Here is a 12,323-nt window from a genome sequence, read left to right as displayed (position 1 = left end):
GCGTCCCCCTCTATTTACAAGTTGCTCTCACTAAAATTAAATAGATTTCTCTTTTCGCTTAATAAAGCAATTAGTTCACTCACTTGTTCGTCAACTGTCCCTTCTATTCGTTTTCCGCCTTCAGGTTTTGGGGGAGTGAACATTTTTCCGACCACGGTTGGTGAGCCCTTTAAACCAAGCTGTGTTTTATCAACATTATTTAAATCATTTACCGACCAAACAACCGGTTCATATCTAGCCGCTTTTATCATATTTGGCAGTGGTGCATATTCAATTTGATTTATTTCTTTTTCAACAGTGAGTAAGCATGGAAGTTGAGCTTCAATTTCCTCATAACCACCAATTTGTTTTCTCTTAATGATTGCTTTACGTTCTACTAGCTTTACATTTGTTACCTCAATCACATTCGTAATCGGAGGAATATCTAGTCGTCTAGCAATCCCAGGGCCAACCTGGCCCGTATCACCGTCAATCGCATGCTTTCCGCAAATCACCATATCAATTGGTAACTCCCCAGCAATCTTATCTAAAGCTTTTGACAATGCGTAGCTTGTCGCTAATGTATCCGCACCAGCAAAGGCACGATCAGTAATTAAATATCCTCTGTCTGCTCCAATTTCAATACTCTTTTTTATAATTGAAACTGCCTGTGGCGGCCCCATTGATAAGACGGATATAGTTCCGCCCATCTTCTCCTTTATCTTAACCGCTTCCTGAACTGCATGTGCGTCGAATGGGTTTAGAATTGCTGGAGCACTGCGGCGATCTAATGTATTTGTTTTCGGGTTTATTTTTATAATCTTCGTGTCAGGCACTTGTTTGACACAAACAACAATATGCATAAATGAACCCCCCCTATTTTGAAAGCGTTTTCTATTGACTTAAAGAAAAGACTAGCTCTTTAACGTTTTCTCTGAAAAGAACTAGTATTTTAAATGGTGTAAAATCTTGATATGTTAAGAATATATGAACTATTTGTATTAAATCTATGACAAATATCACTCAAGAACTTTTTATCATTTTTAGGTTTCGTCCTTTTCTGGATTGGGTATAAAGGGATACAAGCGTGAAAACGGCTTGGCTAGGCAACACAAAATTTCGAAACAAAAATAAATCCACTGCCTAAGAGGTCAGTGGATGTCAATCAATATTATTATCTATGTATCAAGACTACCTGCCATACTTTGTGGTTGGTTAAAAAAACGAAACAACTTACGAATTTGAATTTTGTCTTGTTGTTGATGGTTTTGAGAGGTTAGTTGGTACTCATAAATTAATTTATCAAGTTCTTGACTGCAAACGATTGTCTCCATACTATTATACCCTTTTTCGAGCGCATATGTTTCCATCTCTTCCCTCTTCAATTGAATCTGATATAGCAAAGGATGATTTTTTTTATACACAGCAATTCCCCCTAATCCCATTCCCATCACTCTATTAAAAGAATGATATTCTTACAAAGGAGTATTACAGAAAATCAAACTAATGTAAATAGATTCGCAAAATTAGACATTTTTCTTATATAACTTTTTTTACTTCGACAAGTTTTCCTCTTATCCTTTGAAACAAATCCTACTAATGCGACAACCTATCATGTATTTATCATATTGTTCATATGGAAATATTTTTTTAACTAGGGTTCTACACCGTCCATTTTCCTATCGAAAAAAAACAAAACATAGACATTGTGTCTATATTTTCAAACTTTTGTTGAAACCACCCCTTCATGGCGAAGTAATTTTTCTTTAATGTCTATTTTTGTACCAGCATAACCAGTGAGCTTATGATTTTTCCCAATAACTCGATGACATGGAACGATTATCGGGAATTTATTTGCCTTATTCGCTTGCCCCACTGCTCGTACGGCTTTCGGCCTCCCAATTGAAATGGCAATATCTTGATAGCTATGTGTGGTACCAAAAGGGATTTCCTCAAGTTTATTCCAAACAGCAATTTGGAAATCGGTCCCAACTCTTTCAATTGGAAGTTCAAATTTCTCCCGATTCCCTGAAAAATATTCTTTTAACTGCGTTACACAACTTACTAATAAATCATCCTCTTGTTTTTCGATAACGACATTGCCTTTTTCATTTTCCAGAAAATCTTCTTTTCCAAAGTAAATAGCAGAAAGCTTTCGATCTTGTGCAACAATATGAAGTAGACCAATCTCTGTTTCAACCGTTGTATATACCCGCATTTTCACTTCCCCTTTTTCGATAATCGTATCTATTATACAAGAGAAGAAGCAAAGGACTAATCCTCTGCTTCTTTCTTATTTTATAATAATGGAGTTTCGTGTTTTGCTTTTAAACGTTGCCATCTTTTTTCAACTTCTTCTTCAAACCCTGCCAATAAATCTTTATTTTCTTCCTTCAATAGATGTTTCGTTTTACCCATCCATTTTAACCAATCACTTAATGGTATTTTCTTCTTTTTTGCTTCTGGATCATAAGTGATAGTCGTCTCTCCTTGCTCAACTTCATAAAGCGGGAAGAAGTTAGAGTAAACAGCATCTTCAACAATTGTTTGTCCGTATCTGTCATCAGACTTCCAGTTTAGTGGGCAGGCAATCAGAATTTTCCCGTAAACCATCCCGACATTTTGTGCATACCATTGTGCTTTCGCTGCCTTTTTCAAAAGATCTTGCGGAAAAGCTTCTGTCCCTGTAAACACATAAGGAATATTCGTTGCCGCCATAATTTGCGCCGTATCTTTATGATGATAGGCTTTTCCCTGTTGAGTTTTCCCTACATTCGTCGTACTTGTCATATGACCAATAGGAGTTGAATAGGACATTTGTGAGCCTGTATTCATATAGCCCTCATTATCATACTCAAGGATAATCAGTTTATGGTTTCTTAAAGCCGTTCCAATCGCAGAACCCATACCGATATCCATTCCACCGTCACCAGTAATCATGACAAAAGTAGCATCGCTGGCAACATCAATTTCTCCACGGCTTTTCAACTCAAAGAAAGCCTCTACTGTTCCAGATAAGGTCGCTGCTCCATTCTGGAATAAATTATGAATCATCGTCTGTTTATGAGATGTATACGGATAAGCTGTTGTTGTAACATAGGCACAGCCTGTTTGGTACAGAACAACAATATCTCCCTCTATTCCCTTAAAGAACGTTTCTAGACCACCAAAAATTCCACATCCAGGACAAGCTCCATGCCCAGAGGCAAGTCTTTTCGGTTTGGAAGTCAATGCCCTCAGCGGCGGAATTCTCACCTTAAGTTTGTTTGTTTCTTCATCCTTTGATACTTGTATTAACCCTGAATTATACACATCCCCATGTTGTGGTTCAATAATCGGTTTGAGGATTTTTTCTGGATCTCCTGGAACATGACCATAATAATCAAACGGTTTTTCGGCAAATCCTTTCTCCATCGCCTCAATCGCCATGTTAAAAAAGGCTTCTGCATCATCTGCATAGAAATCTTTCCCACCTAAACCAAATACCCTGCTTAACACAATCGTTTGATTTTCTGTATCTGCTTGAAGAGCCGCTTTTACTTCTGTAGTCATATTCGGACCATGGCCACCGTATGAATCTGCTCGCTCACCTACAAGAAGTGCTTTTACATTTTTAAGTGCTTCCCTAACTTCCGCTACTGGGAAAGGGCGAATGATATTTGGACTGATTACTCCCGCTTTAATTCCTTGAGCACGAAGCTTGTCAACGACATCTTTTGCTGACTCGGCTGCAGAGTTTAAAAGGAATAACGCAACCTCTGCATCCTCCATATGATATAAATCAAGAATATCATAGTTCCTTCCCGAAAGTTCCGCATACTCTGCCGCTACTTGTTTATATACCTTATCGGCTTTATACATTGCTTCAGATTGTTGAAAATGATTATTTAATAAATCATCACCATTCATATGAGCACCAATGGTTACTGGTTTTTTTGGATCACGTGCAAAGTGATAATCAACGGGACATTCACCAACAAACTTTTGAACATCCTCACGGTTTTTAAAATAATTCACTTTTCGTTTTTGATGAGAAGTGAAAAATCCGTCATAAGCAACCATAACTGGCAAACGAACTTCAGAATGCTCCGCTATTTTCAAAGCCATAATATTCATATCATATACAGCCTGTGGGGTTCTGGCAGTCAAAATAACCCATCCAGCATTTAAGGCAAAATATAAATCCGAATGGTCACCACGAATATCAAGTGGACCAGAGATCGCCCTTGTGACGAGATTGAGAACCATTGGAAAACGAGTACCTGACTGAACTGGTAATTGTTCCAACATATACATCAGTCCATTTGCACTTGTTGCATTAAATACGCGAGCACCGGTTGCCGCGGCACCATAGCAAATGCCCGCAGATCCATGTTCCCCATCTGCCGGAATTAATTTAATGTCATGCTCTCCTCTTGCCTTCATCTGATCTAAAAATTGAGCAACTTCTGTAGAAGGAGTGATTGGGAAGTATCCCATGATATGATAATTGATTTGAGCCGCAGCCATTGCAGCCATTTCATTCCCCGATTCAAAAGTAGAGAGTTGCTCTGCTTTCTTCGCTGCCATTAACTCATCTTCACGTATTGCCATTATGAAACCCCTCCTGTTACAAGTGGAAATGTATGTTTTACCATATTGGAATCAGCATAGCCAATGGTTTCACGCATATCGCTCAATGCGGTTGTTGGACAGGCCTCTACACATTTCAGGCAACCTTTACAGTATTGATAATCAATTCCTTGTAAAAACATTTGCTTTCGCCCACGCTTGTCTTCCCCTTCTTTCCAGACAAAACAAAAGTCTGGACATGCTGTATCACAGGCAGCACAACTGATACAATCTTCCTGGACAAATTTCGGCAAAAACCCTTGCCTTGAACCACTTAAATCTTTTTGAATGCTGTTTCCCTGTGCAGTTAATACTCCACCGATTTCTTGTGTTTCATAACCTAACAGTGGCATCGGACGACTAAAATCATGGCCCTTTGCCTCTTCTTCCATTTCAAAGCTCTTAAACTCGACAGCTTCGTAACCTCTTTCAAAAGTTCGAATATTTGGTTCGACAAAATGCGGATATTTTTTTTCAAAAGTCTTTCTAATGACCTGTTTCATTGCCTCTGGATCAAGGAAGTCACATACCCTAAAAAGAGCTCCAAGCATCGCTGTGTTCACTTTCGTCTTTTCTTCCACGGCAATCGCTAATGCGTCAACTGTAGCAATTGTGCCATATTCTATATTCAAATCAGATTTTATTTCATCAAAACTTCTAGTTGTATTAACAAGCAGAATTCCATCCGGTCCTAATCCACTTGCAACATCGACCATTTTATACAGTGCTTCATGAAAAACTCCGATTACATGTGGCTCTTCAATCGGGCTATGAACCCGGATTTCTGTATCAGGATCACAAAAACGAATGAAGCTTTTGACAGGTGAACCTTTCTTTTCTGAACCGTAAGAAGCAAAGTTTGAACCGTTTAATCCAAGTCCAAAAACTCCTGCTTCCGCTAGCATTTTCCCTGCTAAATTGGCTCCAAGACCACCTATTGACTCAAGTCTTATCTCATAAAAACCTAACTCATTTTTCTTAGGTAAGTTAGACATAATTTCCCCCCTAAATGATTCCTTGAATAGATTAGATGTTTTCTTCAATCTATTTTAAGACTATTTTAAAAATATTTCTGTGACTTATATCATAGAGTGGTTGTTTTTACTATAACACCTAATAAAAAAAATCAATTTTCGTTAATATTACTAGTTTAAAAAGAGATATTTTTTTATATAACAGTTTTTTATTTTTATATAACAGTTTTTATTTTTTTATGGTAAATACCCTTATTTATGGAAATTAGTTTAAATCAATCGCGTTCAGTTTTTATCGCAGATTAAGGGCCAACGCGAATGGATGGGTCCTATATTTTTTGGCAACAATGAGGTATAATGGGAAGTTGTTTTGTATTAGTATCGGAGGAATGATCTTGATGAACATTATATGTGCAACATTAAATGCAAAATTTATTCATACAAATATTGCCATTCGTTATTTAAAAGCGTACGCCGCACCTGAATTCGATGTCCAATTAGCAGAATATACGATTAAAGATCCAATTATTAATATTGTTACAGATCTCTTGCAGAAAGAACCTGATGTCATTGGATTTAGCTGTTACATTTGGAATATTGAAGAAACGATTAAAGTAATAAAAATGATAAAAAAAATCAATCCCTCAATCAGGATTATTGTAGGCGGCCCGGAGGTTACCTATGACTACACTGACTGGATGAATGAAGTGAAACAATTCGATTACCTCGTTATCGGTGAAGGGGAGCATACATTTAAACAACTCCTTCTCGCACTAAGTAACAGGGAAAAAATTGAAAATGTTCATGGAATTGTGTACCGAAGCGGTGAAAAAGTGAAATTACAGCCACAGCTTAATAAACTTGATTTAAAAGAACTTCCTTCTCCTCACCGCTTCGAGGAGGATATTCCTAATTTATCAAAGCGAGTCATCTATATCGAAACAAGCCGCGGCTGCCCATTTAGCTGTCAATTTTGTCTCTCCTCGATTGAAGTTGGGGTGCGATATTTTGACCGTGAAAAAGTGAAAGAGGATATTCGCTATTTAATGCAACATGGTGCACGAACCATTAAGTTTGTTGATCGTACTTTTAACATTAGTCGCAGCTATGCCATGGAAATGTTTCAATTCCTTATTGATGAACATCTACCCGGTACAGTGTTTCAGTTTGAAATTACCGCAGATATTATGAGACCAGAGGTCATTGAATTTTTGAATAAGAATGCGCCAGCTGGATTGTTCCGTTTTGAAATCGGTGTTCAATCAACGAATGACTATACGAATGAGCTCGTCATGAGAAAGCAAAATTTCGAGAAGCTAAAACGGACGGTAATGATGGTTAAAGAGGGGGGGAAAATTGACCAGCATCTTGATTTAATCGCTGGCCTTCCAGAGGAAGATTATTTTTCTTTTCGAAAGACATTTAATGATGTATTCGAGATGAGACCAGAAGAATTACAGCTTGGCTTCTTAAAAATGCTTCGAGGAACAGGACTTCGGCTGCGGGCAAAAGAGCATAATTATATTTATATGGATCATTCCCCATATGAAATACTAGGCAATAATGTTTTACCGTTCAGTGATATCATTCGGATAAAACAAGTTGAAGATGTCCTAGAAAAGTATTGGAATGACCACCGGATGGATCAAACGATTGAGTATTTGGTAACTAAAAGTTTTCCGACACCATTTGATTTCTTTCAAGAATTTGGTGCCTATTGGGAAAATCAAGGCTGGTCACGAATTGGACATCAATTAGAAGATTTATTTCGCCGCCTTTATCAGTTTCTTTCAGAGCGGAATACCGAGAATTTATTAGAGTTAGAAGGACTTATGAAATATGATTATCTATCAGGAAAGAAGCAAAAGCCGCGTAAACCATGGTGGGAACTTGATAAAGATAAGCATCAGCGCGCAAAGTTATATAGCGAAATAATTGATAGTGGTCTTTTAAGCCAGGAATTAGCTCTTCCTGAAAAGGACTTGTATAAGCATACAGTAATTGAAGAAATCACCTTTGATTTACAAAAGTACCTATCTTTAGGAGTCGTTGAAAGAGCGCCAACTATTATGCTCGTCTATTTTCATCCTACCTCAGAAAAAACAACCGTATATTCATTTAATAGAGAAAAAATAAAGCCGGCGTGATGCCCGGCTTTATTTTTCTCGTTTATTTTTTTTTCTTTTCTGAGGAAAAGGTCTTTCATACATTTTTGATGCATTCATATCTCCGAATTCAATTCCAAATTCAACATTCGCCGTTTCTTTTTGTTCTTGCTGTTTATTTTTCTCCATTAGCCTCTTCCCTCTCTTCCCTGCTTCGAATTCCGATTCGCAAACTTTCCAGCATCTTCTCCATTTGCAAATTCAGCAGAAAACTCAGATTCATGCGTATTTCGATGTGGTGTTTTCGTATATTTTTCAACTGCATTTCTTTCGGCTTTTCGCTTCGCCATTTTTTACCCCACCTCCACTTGTAAAAGAACATTCTTATTGTTTCTTTAATCATGTCCAGTATGTATCTACGCCTCTTCCTGTTTTTACAAGGCTATGTTTATCATAAAAACAACGAGAAAAACAGAAAATAACGTAAAAAGGAATGATGCAAATGAAGAAAAAATTGAAGTTAAAACGAATAGATATCGATGGAACTCTCCCACATCAAATAAGTGCGCCAAGTTTTAAAGGAACAGGAATAAAAATTGAGCCACCATTTAAAAATGAGCATGGGGTTATTATTGGCGATAGTCTTTATAATTCACCCAATTCTCCGTTAGAAAATTGGAGTGACAAGACAGACCCAGCCATCATGGCAGGAGACGAATGGGTACACCCAACAAATGATATTGGCTGGAATACGACAGAGAACAGAGAGCTGCTAGAAGAGAAACAAAAACCAAAAGCATCCCCTTTTATGCATCCAACCATCGATGTCAGCAAAGGGACAGATTAAATAAATCCGGGGTTGTCCCCCGGATTTTCTTAACCAATACTAACTCTTTCCTTTGGATAATGAATCTTCGCATAATCTCCCTTTCCGCCAATAAATAGAAGGAACATAAATAAACCAACTCGCCCAATAAACATTAAAATCATTAAGACCAATTTTCCGATCGTACTCAAATCTGACGTAATCCCCATAGATGCACCACTTGTACCAAAAGCAGATGATACTTCAAACAGGATGGAAATCAAGGAATGAGATTCGGTAATTCTGAGAATAACAGTAGCTGTAAAGCAAATAAGTAACGCCATAATTGTTATAATTAGCGACTTAGTAATATCTTCTTCTGTCAGCTCCCGTTTGAAAATTTTAACTGTTCGGTTTCCCCGACCATAATTATAAATAAATAGCAAGTTCAATGCAAAAGTAGTCGTCCGTATCCCACCACCTACTGAACTAGGAGAAGCACCAATAAACATAAGGGCACTCATCACTAATTGAGTTGTTTCCGTAAAATAATTGAGGTCTAACGTAGCCAAACCTCCGCTACGGGTAGTAGATGATTGAAAGAAGGCATAGAAAAACGACTCATGCCATGATTTATCAGCAAAAAAATGGTTTACTTCGAGAAGCAAAATCATCATTGTTCCAAACACTAATAAACAAAAATAAGTAACTGTCGTTATCTTCGTAAACAGCGAAAATCTAAATAAGTATTTCCTTCGGCTCGCGATATAATGTTTTACTTCCATTAAAACAGGAAATCCAATTGCTCCTGTCGTCATTAACAAAATGTTAATGGTCTGAACATAATAATCCTTTGCAAAGGGAAGCAGGGATGCTCCTGTAATGTCAAACCCCGCGTTTGTAGTAGCGCTGACAGAAGCAAATAATCCTTGTAAAAACGCTTCTTGCCACGTCGGATAATATTGCAGAAAATGAAATCCTAAAAAAAGAGCCCCAAATATCTCAATAATGATAATAATCCAGAGAATCTCTTTCAGCATTTTCACCATGCCAGATAATCCTGTCTGATTCTGATCGGCCATAATTAATCTTCGCTCTTTTAGACCGATTCTTTTTCCAATTAACAACCAAAAGAACGTTCCTAAAGCCATAATCCCAACCCCACCAAACTGGAATACAAACATTAGTATAAAAGTTCCTGCAACGGAATACGTTTCACTAATGTTTACGGTGGTAAGTCCTGTGACACTTACTGCACTAACAGCAACAAAAAGAGAATCAATAAATGTAATCTCCACGCCGGGTTTAAGGGCTATCGGTAAACTAAGCAAGCTAACGGCAACAATGATAGCAAGGAAATAATAGGAAACAATCATTTGTGCAGGTGTTAATTTTTTTACCCATTTTCTGAATTTTTTTAGCATAATTTTATTCCTTTCAAATCAATCCCTTTACCCTATCATTTAAAATAACAAAAGAAAGGGATAGAAGTAAACAACTATCTTAACTGAAACTTCATTCAATGGGAACTTCCTCCTCCGAGATGTTAGTTGCGCTAGACAAAATTCCTACACAAGATCGCTTCTCATTTAGACAGTAAACATTTCCAAACATATTTTTAACCAATCGTGCAAAAATAATCATGAAGGTCCATCCATTGTGGCTAGGAAGGAGTTGATGACAAGTGGCAAGAAACTCAAACAAATTACTTGTTCCCGGAGTAGAGCAATTCCTTGAACAGGTAAAATATGAAATTGCTGAAGAATTTGGCGTACAACTAGGCGCTGATTCTGTTTCTCGCTCTAATGGGTCCGTTGGCGGAGAAATTACGAAACGCCTTGTGAGGCAGGCTCAAGCCGAGCTATCTGGGAGAAATCAACAATAGACCAAACGAACAAAAAAGGACGTACTCATATGGGTCACCCCTTATGAGACCGTCCTTTTATTTTTCATTGCCTTTTCCTTTTCCTTGACCTTGGCCCTGACCATTATTACTAACATTATGTTTGGGTTTATTTTCTTCATTGTTTTGGTTGCTTTGCTCTCTGTTTTCTTGTGATTTACCATTCACATTCTTTCGTTCATTCACTTCGTTATTTTGCTTGTTGTTTCTTTCATTACGATCTAATGTTGATTCTTTTCCTCGATTATTCTCTTGACCTTTGGAATTGCTTTCTTTCTTACCTTTATTTTCATTTTTATTGCTCGGATTTAGATTCGTTTTATTGCCGTTACCGTTATTTCCCTTTTCGGTGTTATTCCCTCTATTCGGTACAGCTTGCTCTGATTTATTTTTTTGTTCATTCTCTTTGAATACAGGGGTTTCTTTTGTTTTTTCAATGATTTTCGTTGTTTCCGACTTCATTTCTTGTTTGAAACCGCCAGTCGTCATCCCTTGTTTTATTGCTGTTTCCCGTTCCTCAACTGTCCCGTTGACGACGGTAATTTCCACATCTTCTTGAGTTGTGTTCTTAATTTCAGATAATGTTTCTTCCAAGTTTCCGTCTTGCGTTGATCTTTCCACGGAGCTTGTAGGAACTGCAGCAATCAGAATGTTTTTGTTTTCATTTAAAAAACCTAGCGTCTCCATTTTTTCAATGATTTTCTCTGCAACAATAACTGCGTTTTTATTTTTCCAATTTTCTAATTGTGCCGCTATCTTCTTGCCGTCATCATTATATCCTTGCATACTAATAACCTTTAACTCTTTGTTTAAGCCTAATTCGATGCTAGGATTAATATCAATTGACATATATGCATACACATGTCTGCTATCATAAATTGAAAAGCTCATCATGACTAATAAGAGGACAGCCACCGAAACAGAAACAAACCTTACTTTAAGCTTTCTTAAGGACTGGACGATATTCGCTGCCCTCGTCAATTCTGGTTCTTCTGATGGGAAAAATTGAATTTCCTCTCCAACCAGATATTCTTGCTGAAGCTTGCGCGTCTGGATATATTCACCCTCAGGTGTAAGCAATGTCACATAGCGCTCATTCACTTCAAGGACTACGCCTTTCCTCATTTCTCCAGCACCCCTTTTATATAATCCTTTAAATAGACATAATCACCTAATAAAATTAACGAGATGGATATAATATATTTTCTATTCCTCTCAATTGTTTTTCGACTTAAATGAACCATTTTCTCTAATTCTTTTATTGGTAGTCTTTTCTTTTCGAGTAAATGTTTGCGAAGCTCTTCATTATCAACGAGGATTTTAGCAACCTCAATTGCGTTTTTACGGGCATCGACATGTTTTGGCGATTGTTTCACTAAGTTTTGGAAAGATAAACCAAATTCTTGGAGGATTTGTTGGAATTGCGCAATTTCTTCCCTGCGAAGCTCAGCATCCGTCTTTTTCCGAAAATCCTCAAGTGAAAGTTCATCTTGAATGGACGATCTGTCGCTTCCATCTTCAAGTGACTCACTCCCATAATCCATTGAAACCGTTTGTTCTTTCGATTGCTGACGAATATAATCAATGACCCTCCGTTTAATTAAGACATCAGCAAAACTTAAAAGCGAGTTTCCTTTTTCACTCGAAAACTTTTCGATTGACTCATTAAATGCAATGAGCCCAATGCTAAATTCATCATCTGTTTCATTTATATATCGTTTGCACACAGATGAAACGGATTTTGCAATGAATGGTTGATACGCTTTAATTACGTCCTCACGAAGTTCAAGATCCCCTTGCTGGATTAAAGCCACTTTTTCCTCAAGTGACTCTTCTTTTCGCTTCTTTTTCGATATGAACAATAAACTTAGCACTAGTCTCACCTCATTTCCCTCAAAATTATATCATAGGTGTCAATTTAACGCTTTTGGGGGATGGTGAGTAGG

The 12,323-nt window shown here is 37.4% G+C and carries 13 protein-coding genes; 3 read left to right on the top strand and 10 right to left on the bottom strand.

The window, feature by feature from the left end; all coding sequences use genetic code 11:
- Positions 1 to 14 precede the first annotated feature (14 nt).
- The 5 genes from GNT69_RS18885 to GNT69_RS18865 all read right to left on the bottom strand — a co-directional run bounded on the left by GNT69_RS18885 (position 15) and on the right by GNT69_RS18865 (position 5,585).
- Positions 15 to 842 (bottom strand): electron transfer flavoprotein subunit beta/FixA family protein, encoded by an 828-nt coding sequence (locus GNT69_RS18885; RefSeq protein WP_203556535.1) that lies wholly within the window; start codon positions 840 to 842, stop codon positions 15 to 17.
- A gap of 315 nt (positions 843 to 1,157) precedes the next feature.
- Complete coding sequence (locus GNT69_RS26080; RefSeq protein ID WP_343206523.1) at positions 1,158 to 1,403, bottom strand: aspartyl-phosphate phosphatase Spo0E family protein; 246 nt, start codon at positions 1,401 to 1,403, stop codon at positions 1,158 to 1,160.
- 296 nt (positions 1,404 to 1,699) lie between these two features.
- Positions 1,700 to 2,197: a methylated-DNA--[protein]-cysteine S-methyltransferase gene (locus GNT69_RS18875; RefSeq protein WP_203556533.1), complete on the bottom strand. Its 498-nt coding sequence runs from the start codon at positions 2,195 to 2,197 to the stop codon at positions 1,700 to 1,702.
- A gap of 80 nt (positions 2,198 to 2,277) precedes the next feature.
- A complete protein-coding gene (locus GNT69_RS18870) occupies positions 2,278 to 4,572 on the bottom strand; it encodes a thiamine pyrophosphate-dependent enzyme (protein ID WP_203556532.1) in 2,295 nt (764 codons plus the stop codon).
- Positions 4,572 to 5,585, bottom strand: coding sequence for a 2-oxoacid:acceptor oxidoreductase family protein (locus GNT69_RS18865; protein WP_203556531.1), 1,014 nt, complete (start codon positions 5,583 to 5,585; stop codon positions 4,572 to 4,574). Before GNT69_RS18865 ends, GNT69_RS18870 begins: the two co-directional genes overlap by 1 nt.
- A gap of 377 nt (positions 5,586 to 5,962) precedes the next feature.
- On the opposite strand from GNT69_RS18865, the gene GNT69_RS18860 reads away from it, so the two are divergent.
- A complete protein-coding gene (locus tag GNT69_RS18860) occupies positions 5,963 to 7,711 on the top strand; it encodes a B12-binding domain-containing radical SAM protein (protein ID WP_203556606.1) in 1,749 nt (582 codons plus the stop codon).
- A gap of 9 nt (positions 7,712 to 7,720) precedes the next feature.
- On the opposite strand, the gene GNT69_RS18855 is transcribed toward GNT69_RS18860, so the two are convergent.
- On the bottom strand, positions 7,721 to 7,858 hold the full coding sequence (locus GNT69_RS18855) for a hypothetical protein (RefSeq protein ID WP_203556530.1): 138 nt from the start codon (positions 7,856 to 7,858) through the stop codon (positions 7,721 to 7,723).
- Complete coding sequence (locus tag GNT69_RS18850; RefSeq protein ID WP_203556529.1) at positions 7,858 to 8,019, bottom strand: hypothetical protein; 162 nt, start codon at positions 8,017 to 8,019, stop codon at positions 7,858 to 7,860. Before GNT69_RS18850 ends, GNT69_RS18855 begins: the two co-directional genes overlap by 1 nt.
- Positions 8,020 to 8,171: 152 nt before the next feature.
- Between GNT69_RS18850 and GNT69_RS18845 the strand changes: the two genes are divergently transcribed.
- A complete protein-coding gene (locus tag GNT69_RS18845; RefSeq protein WP_203556528.1) occupies positions 8,172 to 8,516 on the top strand; it encodes a DUF3905 domain-containing protein in 345 nt (114 codons plus the stop codon).
- Positions 8,517 to 8,545: 29 nt separating this feature from the next.
- Here the strand turns inward: GNT69_RS18845 and GNT69_RS18840 are convergent, their stop codons facing one another.
- Positions 8,546 to 9,898 carry a TrkH family potassium uptake protein gene (locus GNT69_RS18840; RefSeq protein WP_203556527.1) on the bottom strand — a complete coding sequence of 451 codons (1,353 nt, stop codon included), beginning with the start codon at positions 9,896 to 9,898 and terminating at the stop codon, positions 8,546 to 8,548.
- Between the two features lie 260 nt (positions 9,899 to 10,158).
- On the opposite strand from GNT69_RS18840, the gene GNT69_RS18835 reads away from it, so the two are divergent.
- The gene (locus GNT69_RS18835) at positions 10,159 to 10,359 is read left to right on the top strand and encodes a small, acid-soluble spore protein, alpha/beta type (protein ID WP_203556526.1); all 201 of its coding nucleotides are present in this window, start codon (positions 10,159 to 10,161) and stop codon (positions 10,357 to 10,359) included.
- Between the two features lie 57 nt (positions 10,360 to 10,416).
- Here the strand turns inward: GNT69_RS18835 and GNT69_RS18830 are convergent, their stop codons facing one another.
- The gene (locus GNT69_RS18830; protein ID WP_203556525.1) at positions 10,417 to 11,502 is read right to left on the bottom strand and encodes an anti-sigma factor domain-containing protein; all 1,086 of its coding nucleotides are present in this window, start codon (positions 11,500 to 11,502) and stop codon (positions 10,417 to 10,419) included.
- Positions 11,499 to 12,251, bottom strand: coding sequence for an RNA polymerase sigma factor SigI (gene sigI / locus GNT69_RS18825; RefSeq protein ID WP_203556524.1), 753 nt, complete (start codon positions 12,249 to 12,251; stop codon positions 11,499 to 11,501). Before sigI ends, GNT69_RS18830 begins: the two co-directional genes overlap by 4 nt.
- Between the last annotated feature and the right edge of the window lie 72 nt (positions 12,252 to 12,323).

It is taken from the genome of Bacillus sp. B15-48, assembly GCF_016879755.1.
Lineage (GTDB): Bacteria > Bacillota > Bacilli > Bacillales > Cytobacillaceae > Mesobacillus_B.
This window is presented reverse-complemented; position numbering and strand designations above follow the sequence as displayed.